This window comes from Streptomyces sp. KM273126, assembly GCF_004337435.2.
Lineage (GTDB): Bacteria > Actinomycetota > Actinomycetes > Streptomycetales > Streptomycetaceae > Streptomyces > Streptomyces acidicola.
In genome coordinates this window covers 2,489,721-2,508,648 of sequence record NZ_SJXB02000001.1, presented here as the reverse complement: position 1 = coordinate 2,508,648, position 18,928 = coordinate 2,489,721, and the positions used below count along the sequence as shown (strand labels likewise).

Genomic DNA, 18,928 nt, shown 5'->3' with positions numbered 1-18,928 from the left:
CTTTCGATGAGCCCGGCGCGCGCATGCGGGCCGGGAGTCTGTGTGCGCTTACGCGGGCGCCGCTCGCCCCTTCAGCAACGCCCACCAGGTGTAGGCGCGCGACCTCCGGCCCTGGACCTCAACGGTCGTGACCGGCAAGGACGTTGGCGCCGTAGGGCGCCTGCGGTGCAGGCGGTCCTCGATGACGGCCCGCGCCGAGGGCACGTGCCGCAGCCAGCCGTCCGTCAGCGCCGCCCGCACCTGGGCACTCGTCGCGCCCAGGTCCCACCACTCCACGACGAGCGGCGCGAGGTGCCGCGCCTCGGCGGCGCCGAGGGCGAGCCGGTAGTCGACCTGGGCGAGGGAGAGGAGCAGTTGCACGGCGAGCCTGGTGCGCCTGCTCGACGTGTGCGGGTCCTGAACTTTTTCGGTTTCACCCATGGGCGGTTCGGCGTCGAACGGGGTCTCGAACACCTCGTAAACAGTGGCGAGTTGACCCGTCCTCGCGTCCTCGCACACCACCCGCCGCAGATACCGCCGTTCCTCCAGTTCACGCAGGGCGGCGGCGATTCGCGACCGCCCTTCCCGGCGGTGCCCGGCAAGCGCCCGGAGGGTGACGCGGGCCTGGTCCGGGAGGGTCAATAGGTACGTCAGTACGCTCACCGCACACCAGGAGATGCTCCGGTCGCGGAGAAGAGCGGCAGAGAAGCCTGAAAAGGCGCGCGCGGGCGCCGTACGATGAGAACGCATCGGGAGGGTTAGCTCCTGGTGTCGAGCCCCCGGGTGTTGGCGCACCGCGGGGGCAATTTCGTTTGCTGGCGTGACTCTATGGCCACGCAGAGCGACGGGCGCAACTCGGAACGGGCTTTTGCTGGGCGGATGTTCACGCAATTCACTCCGGGGAGTGAAGGGCGGCGTGCAGGAGCCGCGCGTGGACGAGGTGGTCGCCGGTCGTCGGGCGATAACGCCAAGTCAGCGGCCAGGTGAGGCCGTCGAGGGCCGGGACCGGGATGTACGAGATGCGGTTCGGAGCGGCGGTGAGGCGGGTGACACCGTCGGGCCATGCTCGGTGGGACGTACTGCCGACGGGGACGAGGAAGTAGACGGCCCGGCGGCCGTTCGCCTCCTCGACGATCGGCCCAGGTGCGCCGCCGGTCATGCGGGCGAGACGGTCAGCGAGCGCCCGACCGTGGTCGCCGTCCACGCGCACGGCGTCGAACTGGACGCCCGCCTTTCGGAGTTGGATGCCCGTGCGAGGGATCCAATCCAGGTCACTTTCTGTGTTCACGGAGCCAGTCTCCGCAGGTCGGGCTACGGTCGTCCATAACTCCGTGTCAACCGTCGACTACGGTCGGAAATCGGCACGGGTCAGTTGAGACCGGTTGAGTTCGGTTGAGTTCCATTGAGTTCGGGGGTGACCGTATGGCGCGAGCGAGGAACAAGACGGAGGCGAGCGGAACGGCGTATCTGATCGCCGCCCTCGCGAAGGCGTTGCGCGAGCAACAGCAGATGTCGCAGGAGGAGTTGGGCGAGAAGACCGGCTACACGGGGTCCGCCATCAGTGCGATGGAGACGTGCGCGCAGCCCGCGAGTGATCAGATGCTGGTGAAGTTGGAGGAGGTGATCGGGGGTGGACTGGGCGTCTTCCAGAAGGCGCGCAGGTGGATGTTGCTGGAGAAGTACCCGGCACGCTTCCGTGGCTTCTCGGAGCTGGAGGCCGGGGCGGTCACGATCTGCTCGTACGAGACGCTGGTTGTCGACGGCCTGTTCCAGACCGAGGAGTACGCACGGGCGTTGATCGGCGGGGGCTATCCTCCGGTCTCCGAGCGCAAGCGCGAGGAACTGGTCGAGGCACGGCTGGCCCGCAAGGCGCTCTTCGACCGGGACCCCGCCCCGATGATCGAGCTGATCCTCGAAGAGGGCGTGCTGCGGCGGCCGTTCGGCAGCTGGGAGATCCTGCGCGGGCAGTTGCGCTCGCTCGCCGAGGATGCTCAGCGGGACAACGTCTGCGTGCAGGTGCTGCCACTGGAGCGCGGACTGCGCGGGACCTACGCTGGTGCCTGCGGCCCCATGAAGTTGGTGGAGACCAGGGACCACCAGCACGTCGTCTACCTGGAGGTCGAGGACCAAAGCATCCTGGTCAGCGATCCCGCAGAGGTGTCCCAACTGGCGCACCGCTATGCGAAGATCCGCGCACAGGCCCTGAGTCCCGACGACTCGCTGAGCCTCATCGAGCGGCTGGCAGGAGAGAAACGATGACCGGCACCAGAACCCTTCGGTGGTTCAAGTCCAGCTACAGCGACAGCAGCGGCGGTAACTGCCTGGAAGTCGCCTACGCCTGGCGCAAGTCGACGTACAGCGACGGCGGCGGCGGTAACTGCGTCGAAGTCGCCCCCTGCCCCCACACCACCGCCACCACCCCGACCCCCACCACCATCCACATACGCGACTCCAAGAACCCCACCGGCCCCACCCTCACCGTCTCCCGTGAGGCCTGGGCCGCCTTCCTCCCCACCGCCCCCTCACCCAATAGCTCGAAAAACTGCAACACTTTCCCCCGATCTGTTGCACTTTTCCGACAGACACCCCTCCCACCCCTGCCACGCTGACCGGCATGAGTGGAACGACCTCCTCTGTCTGGCAGCCGGGAACGGGCACGGTGTACCGCGCGGCCCTGGGCGCCCTGGCCGAGCGCGGCCCACGTCGTGTCGGAGTGACACACATTGCTCGGCAAGCCCGGTGCAACCGCTCGCAGCTGTATCGCAACTGGAGAAGCACCCAGGCACTGATCCGGGACGCCACCCTGGCAGAGCTGAAGCACGTGCTGGACGTCGCTCGCCTGTCCCTCCACCTCTGCCTCGGCCTCCCGGCCACCTGCCCGGACTGCCGGTCGGAGGACGTCCGGTAATAGCGCCGGCGGTCTCCGGCGGTCTGCCGCGGCTCCATCGCCGTGCCGGTGACGATGAACGCCTCCGAACGGCCCGTGCCCCTGGCCGATGTCGACGGCCAGGGGCACGGGCTGTCCCGCACGATTCCTCAGAACGTGCCCGCGTTGAGGGCCTGCTGGAGGTGGCGGGTGGTGTCGGGGCCCCACTGGCCGTCGACGCCCGAGCCCAGCTTCTTCTGCAGGGCCTTGACCGTGTTCGGGCCAACGACGCCGTCCGCGGTCACCTTCAGATAGCTCTGCAGGGCCTTCTTCGTCAGCGGCCCGAAGGAACCGTCCACGGCCAGCTTCGCGCCGTGCCTGTTGAGTGCGCGCTGCATCGCGGCACAGGTCGCGGGCCCGAACCTGCCGTCGACGGCCAGCTTTCCGGTCGCGGGCGGGCGCGGTGCCGGCGGCTGCGGCTTGGTGCCTCCCTTGAGCGCGGCCTTCATCACCACCGCCGACGCCGGCCCGTACTGGCCGTCGACCGTCAGCCCGTACTTCTTCTGGAAGTCCCGCACCGCCTTGTCGGTGGCGGTACCGAAGTCCCCGTCAACCGCCAGTTTCGTCCCCATGACCTTGTTGAGGTTCTGCTGGAGCGTCTTCACCGCGGGGCCCTTGGAGCCCTTGCGCAGGATGCCGTCCGACGGCGGCAGCGGCTTGGCATCCCCGTAGCCGGGGCGGCCGTAGCCCACGATGGTGCTGGAGTTGCGGCGTCGTCGCAGGCACTGGTCGCTGGTGTTGCCCTCGATGGTGGTGATGGTGCCGCCCGAGTGCACCGCCTCCACCACGCCGACGTGGTCGATGGCCCCGATGGACCGGCTTCCGCTCCAGTCGAAGAAGACGACATCGCCCGGACGGATGCCTCCGAGCCCGTAGTGCCAGCGCCCCCGCTTCTGGAACGCCTGCGCGTGCGCGACCGTGTACGCGAACTTGCCGCAGACCGCGCTCAGGTTGTCGGAGTGGGCGGCGGCGTAGCTGACGGTCATGTCGCACCACGGGCCGGTCATGCCGTACCACCGGGTGATGTGGTTGCGGTTCGAGCCGGGCGGGTTCTCACCGGTGCCCAGCAGCTTGCGCATCTGCGCCAGCATCCCTGCCACGGACCCCATGTCACACCTCGCCGTTCTCGGGGAAGACGTCGAGGTCCCCCTTGACGACGGCGTTCGGGTCCTGGCTCACCCCACCCTGGTCCGGGTCGATGTCGAACAACCCGGCACCACCGCGCGGCTCCACCGGCTTCTGTTCGGCCGCCGCAGTCAACTGCGCTTCGCTTTCGGTCATGCTGTTCCCCCGGTTTCCCCCGAGTTCCGTGACGCGTCCCGCGACGAGCCGCGCCTTCTCTTACCGGTGAGTGTGCTGAGGCGACGAATGCTCGTCGTTAGCGTTCACCGCACTGTTCCTTGTCAGTGAGCGCACTCCCGCCGTTGGTTCGCAGTCGCCCGCGCGCAGGCCCGTGGGCGTGACGCCGTACGCGACGCGGAACGCCCGGCTGAAGTCGGCCGCCCGGTCGAAGCCCCAGCGGGCCGCGATGACGTGCACGGGCAGGTGGCGCAGGCGCGGGTCGGTCAGGTCACGTCGGCACCGCTCCAGACGTTGGGCCTTGATCCAGGCGGCGACGGTGAGCCCCTGCCGCTGGAAGAGCCGGTGCAGATAGCGGGTGGAGATGTGGTGCGCCGCGGCGACACGGTCCGGCGTCAGCCGGCTGTCTCCGAGATGGTGCAGGACATACCCCTGGATGCGGCGCAGCATGACCAGAGCGTGTCCTGCGGGTGCCCGGGCCTCGTCGCCGAGCCCGTGGTCGGTCAGCATCCGCACCAACTCGGTCACCATGGCGCCCAGCCGTACCTCGTCGCAGGGCCGGTAAGGGGTCGTGTCCCGCGCCAGGCGCGCGAGGAACCCGGCGGCCATCGCGGCGAGTTGCTCTCTGCCCGGTAACTCCCGGGCCGTGAGCCGGCCGAGAACGTCCGGCGCCAAGTCCGGCAAGCTGCGGGAGAGATGGGCGGTGACCACCGTGTTCCACGGCGCGACCAGCCGCATCCGGAACTGACGGCCCGTGTCGAGCAGGACGAGCCCGCCGGATCTGGCCCACGCGGTCCGACCGGCCTGTTCGAGGGCCAGCTCGCCGACCAGCACCAGCGCGAGGTGATACCGGGCAGCGCGTCCGTCGCACGGACCGGCGTCCCGCAGCTCCGCGGCGGGGCAGTGCACCGCGGAGACCCGAACCGGCCCCAGCTCCCTCGCCCGCAGCATCGCGCGGAACCGCTGTCTCTGTACGGCTGAGGCGCTGACCGGCCCGTACAGCTTGGTCAGCGCCTCAGCCCATGCCTCCGTGCCCAGGACCACATCGTTCTCGTGCGTGGTCCCGTGCACATCGTTCTCGTGCGTGGTCTCATTCGCGATGTCCGTCGCTCCGGCGGCATCCACCAGTCTCCCCCTGGATGGTTGAGTGCCCATGAGACCAGGGATACCAAAGAGGCATAAACGCCCGATTGACGCGGAACGGCCGAACCTACAGGAACGAGTTGATCTCGATCGTCTCGTCCCGCCCGGGGCCCACGCCGATCGCGGAGATCGGGGCGCCGGACATCTCCTCCAGGGCCTTGACGTAGTTCTGGGCGTTCTTCGGGAGGTCGGAGAAGGACTTCGCCTTCGTGATGTCCTCGGACCAGCCCGGCAGGGTCTCGTAGACGGGCTTGGCGTGGTGGAAGTCCGTCTGGGAGTACGGGAGTTCCTCGACGCGCTTGCCGTCGATCTCGTACGCGACGCAGACCGGGATCTGCTCCCAGCCGGTGAGGACGTCGAGCTTGGTGAGGAAGAAGTCCGTCAGGCCGTTGACCCGGGTCGCGTAGCGCGCGATCACCGCGTCGAACCAGCCGCAGCGGCGGTCCCGGCCGGTCGTCACACCCCGCTCGCCGCCGATGCGGCGCAGCGCCTCGCCGTCCTCGTCGAAGAGTTCGGTGGGGAACGGGCCGGCGCCGACGCGGGTCGTGTACGCCTTGAGGATGCCGATGACGCGGCTGATCTTGGTCGGGCCGACGCCCGAGCCCGTGCAGGCGCCGCCGGCGGTCGGGTTCGAGGAGGTGACGAAGGGGTACGTGCCGTGGTCGATGTCCAGGAGGGTGCCCTGGCCGCCTTCGAAGAGCACCACCTTGTCGTCGTCGAGCGCCTGGTTGAGGACCAGGACCGTGTCGGCCACGTACGGCTCGATCTGCGCCGCGTAGCCCAGCAGCTCCTCGACGACCTGGCCGACGGCGATGGCGCGGCGGTTGTAGAGCTTGGTGAGGACCTGGTTCTTGACGTCGAGGGCCGCCTCGACCTTCTGCGTCAGGATCGACTCGTCGTACAGGTCCTGGACGCGGATGCCCACGCGGTTGATCTTGTCGGCGTAGGTCGGGCCGATGCCGCGGCCGGTCGTACCGATCTTGCGCTTGCCGAGGAAGCGTTCCGTCACCTTGTCGACGGTGACGTTGTAGGGCGTGATGATGTGGGCGTTGCCACTGATCAGGAGCTTGGACGTATCGACGCCGCGCTCGTTCAGACCGCTCAGCTCGGAGAGCAGGACCGACGGGTCGACGACGACGCCATTGCCGATGACCGGCGTGCAGCCGGGCGACAGGATTCCGGAAGGGAGGAGGTGGAGTGCATACTTCTGGTCACCGACGACCACCGTGTGGCCGGCGTTGTTGCCGCCCTGGTAGCGCACTACGTAGTCCACCGAGCCGCCGAGCAGGTCGGTGGCCTTTCCCTTGCCCTCGTCACCCCACTGAGCACCGAGCAGCACAAGTGCGGGCACGCGCGTACACCCCTTCCGGGCGGGGCATGCCCAAGGTCAGGGGCGTACGGGACACCGTGTGTGCCATGTACGCCCGCGGCCGTCCCTGGCCGCTCCCTGTCGGACCCGGATGCCCCGGAATAGACGAAGCCCCTGGCGATATGGCGCAAGGGGCTCTTGCACAAAGATGCTACCCGAGGAAGCGAGGCATGACCGAGGTGGCGACTTCCGACCAGCTCCTGGTGGTCATCGACCCCCTGGCCCGTCACACGGACAGTGAGTCGGTACGGATCGCGAAAGACGTGCTCAGCGCGGGTGCGGCGAGTACGAAGGTCTGCCTCCCTCAGGGGCCGGAGGAGTTCGCGCGGGCGCTGGAGCGGCGCGGATCGCGGCGGCCGGTGGTGGTCGGCGACGACCGCGCCCTGCTGCGGGCCGTGTTCTTGCTGCACCGGCAGCGGGAGCTGGCCGCGTGCGCGCTGTCGCTGGTGCCGGTGGGGGGCGCCGGGATGCTGGCGCGGTCGCTCGGGGTGCCCACGGGTACCGTCGCCGCGGCCCGGGCCGCACTGGACGGGGCCGAGCGGTGGCTCGACCTGCTGGTGGACGACAGCGACGGGGTGGTGCTGGGGGCGGTGGGCATACCGTCGACACCGCCGATACCGTTCGCTCCCACGGTGACCGAGGGCGAGGATTCCGCGAGTCCGGGCGACTCGGCGGCATCAGCGGCATCCGGTGACTCCGCGGGTTCCGGGGTCCACTCCTCGTGGCTGCGGACCTGCCAGTCCTTCGTACGGACGCTGGCGACGCGCCCGCCACGGCTCGCTTCCCCGGCGGCACCCGAACCGTCCCGGCTGCGGGTGGAGGTCGACGGGGTGACGCTCGTCGACCTCGACCAGCCGGTGGAGGCGGTGTCGGTGGCGCCGAACGGTGGTGGAGCGACGGTGGAGGTACGGCCGGTCCCGGCGGGCGCGGAGGCCGAGCCGCTGCGGGCTGTCGGCCACCGGGTGACCGTGTCCGGGCCGACCTTCCGCTACCGGGCGGACTCGGTGGTGACCGGGCCGGTGCGGACGCGGACGTGGACCGTGCGGGAGGGGGCCTGGGGGCTCACGTTGCCGGGGTGAGAGGGGGACCGTACCTGAGGAGCGCACAGACCTTGAGGAGATGAAGGAGCGGTAGAGGATACGTAGGAGCCGTAAGGGTCCGAACGTTTTGACTGTGATCTGCGACATATCTCCGTAAGGTGTGAAGCATGGTCATGGGATCTCCAACCTCTGGCTTACGCAGGCGCACGGCGATCCCTGTGCTCCGCGTGGTCACGGCAGTGACACTCACAGGGAGCGGCGGTCTCTTCGGAGCCGGCTCCGCGGTGGCGGACCCGGCTCCGCGCACGCTGAAGTACACGTGCTCGTTCCCGCTGATCGGCAACGAGCCGATGACGGGATCGGTCGCGTGGACCGCCCCCGACACGTACGTGGTCGGCCAGGCCACGTCCCGGTCGCCCATCAGCACCTCGGCGACGGTGGGCCCCAACGTCACCAGAGCCCTACGGTTCGCCGGGGCGGACACCGTCGAGGGCACAGCGGACGTGAGCGCCGTTGTCGCCGCGCCGCAGGGCGACATCCCCGTCGACATGCCGCTCAAGGTGCCCAGGACCGATCTCCCGGAGTCCGGCCCGCTGACCGTTCCGGCGAACGGGACCCTGCCGTCGCTCGTCCCCAGCAGGCCGGGACCTGCGAAGGTCCTCGTCGGTAAGATCGAGCTGCATCTCGTCCTACGGGGCTCGGACGGCGACGAGTCGCAGGCGGGCAAGATCGATGCGCCGTGCGACCTGAACTCCGGGCAGGACGGATTTCTGGCGTCCGTCACGATCGTGCATGACGGGGCGAGCCCGACCGCCGCGGGCACACCGAGCGGCACGCCGCCGGCCTACTCCGGCGCCCCCGGCACCGGCTCCCCCGTCACCTCCCCCGCCGCCTCCGAGACCGGTGGTACGGGCTTCGCGGCCCCGCCGCGTGCGGTCGCGGCGGTCGCCGCCGTCGTGGGTGCGGGCGCCGCCGTACTGGGGTGCGTCTGGTGGGTCAGGCGCCGGCGCGCGGAGGACCGGGATGGATGACGTGTCCCGTGACGGCGAAGCTTCCGAGCCCGACGGCGAGGACGACGAGTCGTCCGAGCCCCAGGTGCACAACGAGATGAGCGGCGGCACTGTTCACGGGGCGATGCTCCAGGTTGACCGGATCGACAGACTGATCATCAACAACCCGGCGGCTGCGCCGCAGGATGAACAGGCACCGCCCGGCGACCAGGACGACATCGCCGAGGCCGCCGAGAAGCTCGCCGACGAGGTCCACAAGCGCTGGGAGCGTGAGGAGACACGGCGAAGACTCAAGGACCCGAAACTGCTGCCCGTGCGCTGGACGACGGCGGACAGGATCCCGGAGGACCACCGCGACAAGATTCCGATGGACCACTGGGAGCTCATCCACGGCCGACCGCTCGAACGGACCGCTCCCCTGGATCTGGACGGTGAGCTGGCACAAATCGCCAGGGTGTACCGGGCGATCCCCACCCGCCGCCTCGTGGTGGCGGGCGAAGCCGGCTCGGGGAAGACCAGTCTGGGCCTGCGGCTCGTACTGGATCTGCTGGACACCCGCACACCCGGCGAGCCCGTCCCGGAGATCTTCAGCCTGGGCTCGTGGGACCCCGAGGCCGACACGCTGGAGGCCTGGATGGGCAACCGGCTGAGCCGTGACACATCCGGCATGGACGCGGTCACCGCCGACGGGAGGACGATCGCCGCCGCGCTGGTCGACAGAAAGCTGATCCTGCCCGTCCTGGACGGATTCGACGAGATCGCCGAAGGTCTGCAGGCCAAGGCGCTGGAACAGCTCTCCGAAACGACCATGCCGTTGGTCCTGACGAGCCGTACCGCCACGTACGCCTCCGTGGCACGGGGGACCAGAGCCCTGAAGCGCGCCGCCGCGATCGTACTGACCGCTCTCGACCCGGACGAGTCGAAGGAGTATCTGGTCCTCGGCAGTGCCACGGCCGCTCGGCCCGAATGGGAGCACGTGATGGCCGAGTTGTACGACCAGCCCCACGTCCCGGCCAACGAGAACCTCCGCGAGGTGCTGGGCACGCCCCTCATGGTCTCCCTTGTCCGGGACGTCTACGGCGAGCGGGCGAGCACGGCGGACGGGAGCGGGAGCGGAGGGCCGAGGCGGCCCCTGGATCTGCTGGACACCGACCGGTTCGGCACCCGGACGGACATCGAGGAGCACCTGCTGAGCAGCTTCGTCCCGTCGGCCTACCGGCGAGACCCCCGCGCCGCGGACACCGCGCCTCCCCGGAACTGGACCCCGCAGCGGGCCCAGCGCTGGCTCGGGTACCTCGCCGACCATCTGGACCGCAGCGGCGGACCCGACCTGGAGTGGTGGAAGCTCGGCATGTCGATGAGTCTTCGGGCGCGTACCGCGGTGGTCTCGTTCCTGGCGGGGCTGTCCTTCGGGCTCACCACGGCGATCGGGAACATTCCCGTGAACCTGATCGCCACCTCACACGGACTCGGATTCGCGATCCGGCGCGGCGTGGTCGTGGGGCTGCTGCACGGACTCGTGTTCGGGCTGGCGCTCGGCTACATCTACCGGCGTGCCGACGGCACCGAGATACTGAAGCCGCGTCCTGTACAGGTCCGTCCCTTCGGCGGTGAGAAGGACCCGGGCGAGGGGGTCTACCACAAGGCGGCGCTGGGAACCCTGCTCGGGTTGGGGATCGCGCTCGCCATCCTGCTCATCGACAGGCTTCTCCTGCCACCGCTGGGGCTCGACGACGGGCTCGGGGGCGGGCTCGTGGCCGCGGCGCAGTTCCCGCTCACCGTCGGGCTCTCGACGGGGATCGCGCTGGCGCTCGTGGCCTGGGCGGAAACCTCGATCGATGTGAAGGAGTCCGTCAGCTGCGCCGACCTGTTGAGACAGAACCGGGCGAACGTGGTCTCCCAGATCCTCATCTGGGCCCTCGTGTTCGGACTCGTCGCGGGGCTGGGTGCCACCTTCACCGAGACTCCCCTTCGCAGCCTCCAACTCGGGCTCGCGTTCGGCATCGAGGCCGCGTTCGGTGCCGGGTTCGGCTATGGGTTCTGTCTGACCGCGTGGGGCCAGTGGGTGGCTCTGGCCCGGATCTGGCTCCCCTTGACGGGACGGCTGCCGTGGCGGCTGGTCGCCTTCCTGGACGACGCCTGCAAGCGGGACGTACTGCGTCAGGCGGGCGCCGTGTACCAGTTCCGGCACGCCCGTCTCCAGAAGCATCTCGCCGGGGTGTACAGGGCGGGCCGGACGGGTGCTGCTTCTCGTGCCGCTCCTCGTGCCGCTCCTCGTCGGTGAGCCGTTCCGGGGCTCAGCCTTCGCCTCAGCCTTCGCCGAAGAGTTCTTCGCGGCGGACACGCCAGCGCTCCATCATCCCGGCGTACTCCGTTTCGACGAACTCGAAGAAGGCGAGCGTCTCCGCGATGCGCCGGCCGGCCGGGGTGGTGGGGCCGAGGTTGTCGACGCCCTCGCGCAGGGCGTCCTCCCATCGTTTGATGACCCCGTCACGGCCGGACAGGACCTCGTACCACTGGTTGCCGTGCATGCGGTAGAGGTCGCGGCGCGAGCCGGGCTCACGCTCGCGCGAGACCATGTGCTGCTGCGCGAGGTAGCGGACCGCGCCGGAGACGGCGGCCGGGCTGATCTGGAGCTGCTCGCCGAGCTCGGCGGAGGACAGCCCTCCGCTGTCCGAGGCGAGCAGCGCCGCGAACACCCGCGAGGGCATCCGCGGCATCCCCGCCTCGGTGAGCTGCGCGGCGAACCGCTCGACGAACCGGGAGACCGCCTCTGGGTCCCGGCTGGGCTGCGGGACGCCGTCGGGGCCTTGCCCCAGGGTGACGGTCGTGTTCCGGGCCGGACCGGGGCCCACGTTCGGCGACGCGTTCGCTGACGCGTTCGGTGACGCACCCGCCTCGGCCCGCACGTCCGCGCTCGCGCTCTCGGCTCGCCCTGCCTGCGCCCCCGTCACATCCATCCCGTCCGTCATCGCCCGATCGTCTCCCCTGGCCGCTGTGGGCCTCTGGCCTCTGTTGGCCTCTGTTACCACCATCGAGTCTATCCGCGATTTATACGCTTCCTTAACTTCACAAGTTTGTGAAAGTACCGTACGTTCAGAATCATGACGAAGGCAATCACCGTCTCCGGACTACACAAGTCGTTCGGGCGGACGCACGCGCTGGACGGCCTCGACCTGGACGTCGAGACCGGTGAGGTCCACGGCTTCCTCGGCCCCAACGGCGCCGGGAAGTCCACCACCATCCGCGTCCTGCTGGGCCTGCTCCGCGCCGACTCGGGCGCCGCACAGGTACTGGGCCGCGACCCCTGGGCCGACGCGGTGGACCTGCACCGCCGGGTCGCATACGTCCCCGGGGACGTGACCCTGTGGCGCAACCTCTCCGGCGGCGAGGTCATCGACCTCTACGGACGGCTGCGCGGTGGCCTCGACCGGGAACGGCGCGCGGAGCTGATCGAGCGGTTCGAGCTGGACCCGACGAAGAAGGGGCGGACCTACTCGAAGGGCAACCGCCAGAAGGTCGCCCTCGTCGCCGCCTTCGCCTCGGACGTCGACCTGCTGATCCTGGACGAGCCGACATCGGGCCTGGACCCGCTGATGGAGGAGGTCTTCCAGACTTGCGTCGAGGAGGAACGCGACCGGGGGCGGACCATCCTGCTCTCCTCGCACATCCTCAGCGAGGTCGAGGAGCTGTGCGACCGTGTCAGCATCATCCGCAAGGGCCGGACGGTGGAGAGCGGTTCGCTGGCCGACCTGCGCCATCTGACCCGGACGAGCGTCACGGCCGAACTCGCGGGCCCGCCCAACGGGTTGTCCCATCTGCCGGGCGTGCACGGCCTCGACGTACAGGGACTGCGCGTCCGCCTCCAGGTCGACACGGACAAGTTGGACGCCGTGCTGCGCTCGCTCAGCGAGTCCGGCGTGCGGTCGCTGACCTCGACCCCGCCGACGCTGGAGGAACTGTTCCTGCGGCACTACCAGGACGAGGAGTCGGCGTCCGAGGGTGCCAAGGGTGCTCCGGGGGCCGAGGGGGCTGAAGGGGCGATGGTCCGATGAGCGCCGCGTCAGCCGCGTCGGCGTACGCGCCCCGGACCGGCGGGTCGCGCCAGCTCGCGAGTTCGGGCACCCTGCTGCGGTTCGCGCTGCGCCGCGACCGCGTGATGCTCCCGGTGTGGATCGCCGTGAACGCACTGATGGTGCTGTCCATGCCGAACACGCTCAAGGGCCTGTACGGCACCGCTGCCGAACGCGCCGACCTGATCCGGCAGATGGAGACCAACGCCTCGCTGCGCGCGCTGATCGGCCCGGTGTTCGGCGACTCCCTCGGCGCCCTCACCGCCTGGCGCGCCGGCATCTACGCCGGAGCGCTCGCGGCCGTCATGAGCCTGATCGTCGTGGTCCGGCACACCCGGGACGAGGAGGAGAGCGGCCGCCAGGAGATGGTCTCGTCGGGTGCGGTGGGCCGACGCGCCCCGCTGACGGCGGCGCTGCTGGCGGCGGCCGTGGCGAACGGCGTCCTCGCCCTGCTGCTCGTCGGGGGTCTCGCGGGCCAGGGCGGGACCGGTGCCCTCGCCCTCGGACTCGGTATCGCGGGCGTCGGCATGGTCTTCGCCACGATGGCGGCGATCATCGCCCAGCTGACGGAGAGCGCGCGGCTGGCTCGCGGACTGACGTCGGCCGTGCTGGGCGCGGCGTTCGTGCTGCGGGCGGCCGGCGACTCGGCGAAGGACGACGGCTCCTCGGTCCTCACCTGGCTGTCCCCGCTCGGCTGGCTGGAGAACCTCCGCGCCTTCGCGGACGAACGCTGGTGGGTACTGCTGCTGTTCGCCGCGGCGATCCTGCTCCAGGGCGCGGTGGCGTACGAGCTGGCCGGTCGCCGGGACGTGGGCATGAGTTTCCTGCCCACACGGCCGGGACCGGCGAACGGCCGCCTGAGCACGGCGGGCGCCCTGGCCTGGCGGCTGCAGCGCGGCAGCGTGCTGGGCTGGAGCATCGGCTTCTTCCTCGCCGGTGTCGTCTACGGCGGACTGACCGAGGGCGCGGCCGACCTGGTCGGCGACAACGCCAATGCCCGCGAGATCTTCGAGCGGATGGGCGGCCAGTCCGGGCTGACGAACGCGTTCCTGGCCGCGATGATCGGCATGCTGGGGCTGATCGCCGCGCTGTACATCGTCGCCTCCGTGCTGCGCCTGAACGGCGAGGAGACGTCGGGGCGGGCGGAACCGGTCCTGGCGAACGCCGTGGGACGACTGCGCTGGGCCGCAGGTCACCTGGTCGTCGCCTTCGGGGGAACCGCGCTGATCATGCTGCTGGCCGGGCTGGGCTTCGCGATCGGCTACGGCAAGGAGTTCGGGCCGATCCTGGGTGCCTGTCTGGTGCAGCTGCCCGCGGTGTGGGTCATCGGCGGAGTGGCGGTACTGCTGCACGGGCTGCTGCCGCGGGCGGCCGTGGCCGCATGGGCCGTGGCCGGGGCAGTGCTGCTGATCGGCTGGATCGGGCCCGCGCTGGACGTTCCGCAGACAGTGCTGGACGTGTCGCCCTTCGGACACCTGCCGAAGCTGCCGGGCGGGGAGATGGAGTGGGGCCCGGTACTGCTCCTCACGGCCATCGCTGCCGCTCTGGTTGCGGGGGGCCTGGGGGCACTGAGGCGCCGGGACCTCACGACCTGAACTGGCCTGGCCTGGCCTGGCCTGGCCTGAACTGGCCTGGCTCGACGTGACCTGGCCTAACCTGGCCTGACCTGACCTGACCTGATCGCGAGGCGAACGGGAGCCTCGACCACGGGTCGGCGCCGCGCGGGTCAGCGCCGCGCAGGTCGATGCCGCGCGGCTCGTCCGGAACCTCCGGCTGCCTGTATGCGTCCATGATCGTATGGGAGAACGCATGCAGGCCGCCGGCGGATGCGTGACCGCGGCCGTCGGTGCGGGCGTGGGACTCGCGGTGTGGTCCGTCGGCGTCGACGGGCGGCTCCGGCGCTTCGAACAGAGCCCCGACTGGAGCGTCCTCTACGCCGAGCTGCCGCTGATGGTCCTCGGTGGGACAGCCGCGGCCCTGGGTCTCTGGGCCCTCATCCACCGCGTCCTCATACGCCGCGTCAGATCTCGACCCTGAGCCCTTCGAGACCCCGGATCACGAAGTTCGGCTTCCGCTTCGGTTCCTCCGCGAGGCGGAGGCCCGGGGCGCGGTCGAGCAACGCGGTCAGGGACGCGGCCAGTTCGATCCGGGCCAGGGGCGCGCCGATGCAGTAGTGGATGCCCGCGCTGAAGGAGATGTGCGGGTTGTCCTTGCGGCCCAGGTCCAGCTTGCCGGGGTCGGCGAAGACGGCCGGGTCGTGGTTGGCGGAACCGAAGAGCATGGCGATCTCCGCACCGCGCGGCACGGTCGTCCCGTCGATCTCGATCTCGTCCAGCACCCACCGCTCGAACAGCTGCAGCGGAGTGTCGTACCGCATCAGCTCCTCCACCGCCGTGGGCACCAGCGAACGGTCCGCGCGCAGAGCCGCGAGCTGCTCCGGGTGCTGGAACAGCGCCCACCAGCCGTTCACCGTCGCGTTGACCGTCGCCTCGTGCCCCGCGTTCAGCAGCAGCACACAGGTGGAGATCATCTCCTGCTCGGTCAGCCGGTCGCCCTCGTCGTACGCGGCGATCAGCCCGGAGATCAGGTCCTCCCCCGGCTCCTCGCGCCGCGCCCTGATCAGCTGCCGCAGATACTCCGAGAACTCGACCGACGCCCGCACCGCCTTCCGCGCCGTCTCCTGCGACGGATTCAGCTCGTACATCCCACAGATGTCCGCCGACCAGGGCCGCAGCTGCGCCCGGTCCGACTCCGGGATGCCCAGCATCTCGGCGATCACGGCGACCGGGAGCGGCTCTGCCACATCGGTCAGCAGGTCCCCGCCGCCGGACGCGACCAGCCCGTCCACGAGCTCCTCCGCCAGCCTCCGCACATAGGGCCCCAGCTGCTCCACGGTCCGCGGCGTGAACGCCTTCGACACCAGCCGCCTGATCCGCGTGTGGTCCGGCGGCTCCAGGTCGAGCATCCCGTGGTCGTTCAGCGTGTGGAACGGCTCGTGCTCCGCCGGCGGCGCCGTCTGCCCGAAGTCCTCGTGCGTGAACCGGTGCTGGTACGTCCGCCCCAGCCGCCGGTCCCTGAGCAGCGCCGACACGTCCGCGTGGTGCGGCACCAGCCACTGGTTGGTCGGCTCGTAGTAGTGGACCCGGCCCCGCGCTCGCAGCTCCGCGTACACGGGATACGGGTCGGCGACGAACCCGGGGTCCCACGGGTCAAAGGCGAGAACGCTGTCGGAACGGGCTGTCATGCAGGGACGCTAACCTGCGGCGCCCTCGCCTGAACAGGGGGGTCTCGCCTGAACAGGGGTGTCCCCGTCGATGGCCGTCTCCCCTCACCGCTGCCGGACGGGCTGACGGATCACACCCGGTCCAGGGGACGGTGCGGGCCGTCCGGGAGCTCCACCGTGATCGTGTCCCCGGGGCGCACCACACCGCCCACACGGAGGACGCTCATGATGCCCGCCTTGCGTATGAGGCTCCCGGCCTCGTCGCGGAAGACGACCTGCTTCAGCAGCCCGTCCTGGAAGCCGTCGATCTGCACACACGGGTTGCGCAGGCCGGTGACCTCCACGACCGCCTCGTCCCCGATGAGCAGCAGCGCCCCGGTCGGCAGGCCGAGCAGGTCGATGCCGCTGGTCGTGATGTTCTCGCCCAGGTCACCGGGCTTCACCGCGAACCCCGCGCCGCCGACCTCGGCGAAGAGCTCCTCGTGTATGAGATGGACCTGCCGCAGGTTCGGCTGGGTGGGGTCCTGCGCGACCCGCGAGCGGTGCTTCACCGTGACGCCGGCGTGCACGTCCCCCTCCACGCCGAGCCCGGCGAGCAGCCGTATGCCTGCCCGGTTGATCTTCGTGAACGAGTACTCGCCGTTGCTGCTGACCGCCGTGACCGTACCCGTACCGCTCATGCGCGACCCCCGTTGTCGTTGACATGTCCTGCCTGCGAGCCTAATCCCGTCCTGTTCTCCTACCTGCCAGTCCGTCAGTGCGTCAGCCCGGCGTCACCAGCTTCGCCTCGTACGCGAACACCGCCGCCTGCGTGCGGTCCCGGAGGCCCAGCTTCACGAGGATGCGGCTGACGTGGGTCTTGATGGTGGACTCGGCGACGAACAGGCGCTCGGCGATCTCGGCGTTGGACAGGCCCTGGGCGATGAGGACCAGAACCTCCGTCTCGCGCTCCGTCAGGTCCCCGTAGGCCGCCTGGGCGGAGGGCGGGAGGCGAGGCGCCTGGACGAGCCGGGAGAACTCCGTGATCAGCCGCTTCGTCACCGACGGCGCCAGCAGGGCCTCACCGGACGCCACCACCCGTACGCCCTCGGCGAGTTGGCGTGCCGAGGCGTCCTTGAGGAGGAAGCCCGAGGCTCCCGCCCGCAGCGCCTGGTACACGTACTCGTCGAGATCGAACGTCGTCAGCACCAGCACCTTCGCCGTGCTGTTCGCCGCCACGATCTCCCGGGTCGCCTCGATGCCGTTCAGCTCGGGCATGCGTATGTCCATCAGGACGACGTCCGGGGAGAGTTCGCGGACCCGGTCGATCGCCTCCCGGCCGTTGACCGCCTCGCCGACCACCTCGATGTCCGGCATCGCGCCCAGTAGCACCGAGAAGCCCTCGCGGACCATCATCTGGTCGTCGGCGATCAGCACACGGATGGGACCGTCACCGGAATCGGAGCCGGAGCCGTTACCAGTACCGCTCACGCCCCCGGTATCGCTCGTGCCGGCCGTCATTCGGGGCCGTCCGTCAGCGGGACCGGCAGGAACACCGTCACCTCGTAGCCTCCGTCGTCCATCTCGCCCGTCGTCATCTCGCCGTTCAGCATCGTGACGCGCTCGCGCATACCTGTGATCCCGTGTCCCGCGCCCGGGGACGGCTTCACGAGGCCAGTCGGCGGGCCGTTGACGATACGCAGTCCGAGGCCGCCCAGCACGTAGCCGATCTCGACGCGGGCGGTGGCGCCCGGTGCGTGCCGCAGGGTGTTGCTGAGCGCCTCCTGGGCTATTCGGTACGCGGACAGCTCTATGCCCTGCGGGAGTTCACGGACGGCTCCCGTGACCACCTTCTCGACGGTCAGGCCGGTGTCCCGCACGTTGGCGAGCAGGGCGTCGATGTCGGCGAGGGTGGGCTGCGGGGCGTCCGGTGCCTCGTAGTCCTCCGCGCGGACGACGCCGAGGACGCGGCGGAGCTCGGTGAGCGCCGCGACCGCGTTCTCCCTGATCGTGGCGAAGGCCTGCTCCAGCTCCGGCGGCGGGTTCTCCACGCGGTACGGTGCCGCCTCCGCCTGGATCGCGACCACCGACATGTGGTGCGCCACCACGTCGTGCAGCTCCCGGGCGATCGTCGTGCGCTCCTCCAGCAGGGTGCGCTTGGAGCGCTCGTGCGCGGTCACCGTCTGCTGGGCGGTCACCTCCCGCTGGGCGGCACGGCGTATGTGGAAGAGGGTGACGCCGAGCAGGACGAACGCGGAGATGGTCAGCAGCGGTCCCGTGTTCGACGAGTAGCGGCCCGCGCCGAAGAGCGATCCGACCACGAATCCGTACGTCCCCGTCAACGCCCACATCCACGCCGCCGTGCGCGGTCGTGTGCGCAGCGCCACGACCGTCAGCACCACCAGGTGGCAGGCGAAACTGCCCGTCTGCCACGGCCAGTCGCTCCAGCTGTCGCCGAACGTGGCGGTGACCGGAGTCGCCACCATGGAGCACCAGAAGGCACCCACGGGCCGGAACAGCGTCAGCAGGATCGGGCCCACGACGAGCAGGACCATCAGCAGCGAGCCGAACCCGCCGCCGCTGTCGTTGACGGACGCGGAGATGAGCGTCGCCCACAGGGCACCCATGAGCACAGCGGCATGCGGGACCCAGACCGCGTACTCCCGCAAGCGGGGACTCAGACGCCGGGTGAACCGGCCATCCATGCTCATGCGCGGCAGCGGGCGGTACGCGAACGCGTCGTGGAACAGGTCCTGCCGCAGCCCGCGCAGGGCGTCCTCCGCCAGCCGGAACTCCGGGCTGCGCGACTTGGCTGTGCCCTTCGGGGGCATCGGCTGCGTATGAGTCGTCTCGGTCACGTTCCAAACGGTAGGCGCCGGACCGAGGC

At 70.1% G+C, this 18,928-nt stretch carries 19 protein-coding genes and 1 pseudogene; 9 read left to right on the top strand and 11 right to left on the bottom strand.

Annotated features, from left to right (window positions below):
• Nucleotides 1-48: 48 nt before the first annotated feature.
• Nucleotides 49-642, bottom strand: a complete 594-nt coding sequence (locus E0500_RS10755; protein WP_131572132.1) for a hypothetical protein — start codon at nucleotides 640-642, stop codon at nucleotides 49-51.
• 229 nt (nucleotides 643-871) lie between these two features.
• Nucleotides 872-1,267 carry a hypothetical protein gene (locus tag E0500_RS10750; RefSeq protein WP_131572131.1) on the bottom strand — a complete coding sequence of 132 codons (396 nt, stop codon included), beginning with the start codon at nucleotides 1,265-1,267 and terminating at the stop codon, nucleotides 872-874.
• A 134-nt stretch (nucleotides 1,268-1,401) separates the two neighbouring features.
• Here E0500_RS10750 and E0500_RS10745 point away from each other — a divergent pair, with 134 nt between their 5' ends.
• From E0500_RS10745 to E0500_RS10735, 3 genes and pseudogenes are all read left to right on the top strand, one after another.
• A complete protein-coding gene (locus tag E0500_RS10745; protein WP_131572130.1) occupies nucleotides 1,402-2,238 on the top strand; it encodes a helix-turn-helix transcriptional regulator in 837 nt (278 codons plus the stop codon).
• Nucleotides 2,235-2,498: pseudogene (locus E0500_RS10740) on the top strand (DUF397 domain-containing protein); the annotation flags it as partial. The gene E0500_RS10745 and the pseudogene E0500_RS10740, both read left to right, overlap by 4 nt.
• Before the next feature lie 95 nt (nucleotides 2,499-2,593).
• Nucleotides 2,594-2,887, top strand: a complete 294-nt coding sequence (locus tag E0500_RS10735; RefSeq protein WP_131567789.1) for a TetR family transcriptional regulator — start codon at nucleotides 2,594-2,596, stop codon at nucleotides 2,885-2,887.
• Between the two features lie 128 nt (nucleotides 2,888-3,015).
• On the opposite strand, the gene E0500_RS10730 is transcribed toward E0500_RS10735, so the two are convergent.
• From E0500_RS10730 to E0500_RS10715, 4 genes are all read right to left on the bottom strand, one after another.
• On the bottom strand, nucleotides 3,016-4,014 hold the full coding sequence (locus E0500_RS10730; RefSeq protein ID WP_131567787.1) for a peptidoglycan-binding protein: 999 nt from the start codon (nucleotides 4,012-4,014) through the stop codon (nucleotides 3,016-3,018).
• A 1-nt stretch (nucleotide 4,015) separates the two neighbouring features.
• Nucleotides 4,016-4,186: a hypothetical protein gene (locus tag E0500_RS10725; RefSeq protein WP_165935118.1), complete on the bottom strand. Its 171-nt coding sequence runs from the start codon at nucleotides 4,184-4,186 to the stop codon at nucleotides 4,016-4,018.
• 60 nt (nucleotides 4,187-4,246) lie between these two features.
• A complete protein-coding gene (locus E0500_RS10720; RefSeq protein WP_165935117.1) occupies nucleotides 4,247-5,329 on the bottom strand; it encodes a helix-turn-helix domain-containing protein in 1,083 nt (360 codons plus the stop codon).
• Between the two features lie 85 nt (nucleotides 5,330-5,414).
• Complete coding sequence (locus tag E0500_RS10715; RefSeq protein ID WP_131567783.1) at nucleotides 5,415-6,698, bottom strand: adenylosuccinate synthase; 1,284 nt, start codon at nucleotides 6,696-6,698, stop codon at nucleotides 5,415-5,417.
• Between the two features lie 188 nt (nucleotides 6,699-6,886).
• On the opposite strand from E0500_RS10715, the gene E0500_RS10710 reads away from it, so the two are divergent.
• From E0500_RS10710 to E0500_RS10700, 3 genes are all read left to right on the top strand, one after another.
• Complete coding sequence (locus tag E0500_RS10710; RefSeq protein ID WP_181586949.1) at nucleotides 6,887-7,795, top strand: diacylglycerol kinase; 909 nt, start codon at nucleotides 6,887-6,889, stop codon at nucleotides 7,793-7,795.
• A gap of 200 nt (nucleotides 7,796-7,995) precedes the next feature.
• A complete protein-coding gene (locus tag E0500_RS10705; protein ID WP_165935116.1) occupies nucleotides 7,996-8,787 on the top strand; it encodes a DUF6801 domain-containing protein in 792 nt (263 codons plus the stop codon).
• A complete protein-coding gene (locus E0500_RS10700) occupies nucleotides 8,780-11,050 on the top strand; it encodes an NACHT domain-containing protein (protein ID WP_165935115.1) in 2,271 nt (756 codons plus the stop codon). Before E0500_RS10705 ends, E0500_RS10700 begins: the two co-directional genes overlap by 8 nt.
• 25 nt (nucleotides 11,051-11,075) lie before the next feature.
• Here the strand turns inward: E0500_RS10700 and E0500_RS10695 are convergent, their stop codons facing one another.
• A complete protein-coding gene (locus E0500_RS10695; protein WP_258573250.1) occupies nucleotides 11,076-11,585 on the bottom strand; it encodes a GbsR/MarR family transcriptional regulator in 510 nt (169 codons plus the stop codon).
• A gap of 285 nt (nucleotides 11,586-11,870) precedes the next feature.
• Between E0500_RS10695 and E0500_RS10690 the strand changes: the two genes are divergently transcribed.
• The 3 genes from E0500_RS10690 (at nucleotide 11,871) to E0500_RS10680 (ending at nucleotide 14,876) form a co-directional block, all read left to right on the top strand.
• Nucleotides 11,871-12,821, top strand: a complete 951-nt coding sequence (locus E0500_RS10690) for an ABC transporter ATP-binding protein (RefSeq protein WP_131567778.1) — start codon at nucleotides 11,871-11,873, stop codon at nucleotides 12,819-12,821.
• Nucleotides 12,818-14,434 (top strand): ABC transporter permease, encoded by a 1,617-nt coding sequence (locus tag E0500_RS10685; protein WP_131567776.1) that lies wholly within the window; start codon nucleotides 12,818-12,820, stop codon nucleotides 14,432-14,434. Before E0500_RS10690 ends, E0500_RS10685 begins: the two co-directional genes overlap by 4 nt.
• A gap of 202 nt (nucleotides 14,435-14,636) precedes the next feature.
• On the top strand, nucleotides 14,637-14,876 hold the full coding sequence (locus E0500_RS10680) for a hypothetical protein (RefSeq protein WP_131567774.1): 240 nt from the start codon (nucleotides 14,637-14,639) through the stop codon (nucleotides 14,874-14,876).
• On the opposite strand, the gene E0500_RS10675 is transcribed toward E0500_RS10680, so the two are convergent.
• The 4 genes from E0500_RS10675 to E0500_RS10660 all read right to left on the bottom strand — a co-directional run bounded on the left by E0500_RS10675 (nucleotide 14,860) and on the right by E0500_RS10660 (nucleotide 18,899).
• Complete coding sequence (locus E0500_RS10675) at nucleotides 14,860-16,083, bottom strand: cytochrome P450 (protein WP_131567771.1); 1,224 nt, start codon at nucleotides 16,081-16,083, stop codon at nucleotides 14,860-14,862. The genes E0500_RS10680 and E0500_RS10675 overlap by 17 nt on opposite strands.
• 110 nt (nucleotides 16,084-16,193) lie before the next feature.
• The gene (locus E0500_RS10670; RefSeq protein ID WP_131567769.1) at nucleotides 16,194-16,742 is read right to left on the bottom strand and encodes an MOSC domain-containing protein; all 549 of its coding nucleotides are present in this window, start codon (nucleotides 16,740-16,742) and stop codon (nucleotides 16,194-16,196) included.
• A gap of 82 nt (nucleotides 16,743-16,824) precedes the next feature.
• On the bottom strand, nucleotides 16,825-17,478 hold the full coding sequence (locus tag E0500_RS10665; RefSeq protein ID WP_131567796.1) for a response regulator transcription factor: 654 nt from the start codon (nucleotides 17,476-17,478) through the stop codon (nucleotides 16,825-16,827).
• A gap of 80 nt (nucleotides 17,479-17,558) precedes the next feature.
• Nucleotides 17,559-18,899 (bottom strand): histidine kinase, encoded by a 1,341-nt coding sequence (locus E0500_RS10660; protein ID WP_181586948.1) that lies wholly within the window; start codon nucleotides 18,897-18,899, stop codon nucleotides 17,559-17,561.
• Between the last annotated feature and the right edge of the window lie 29 nt (nucleotides 18,900-18,928).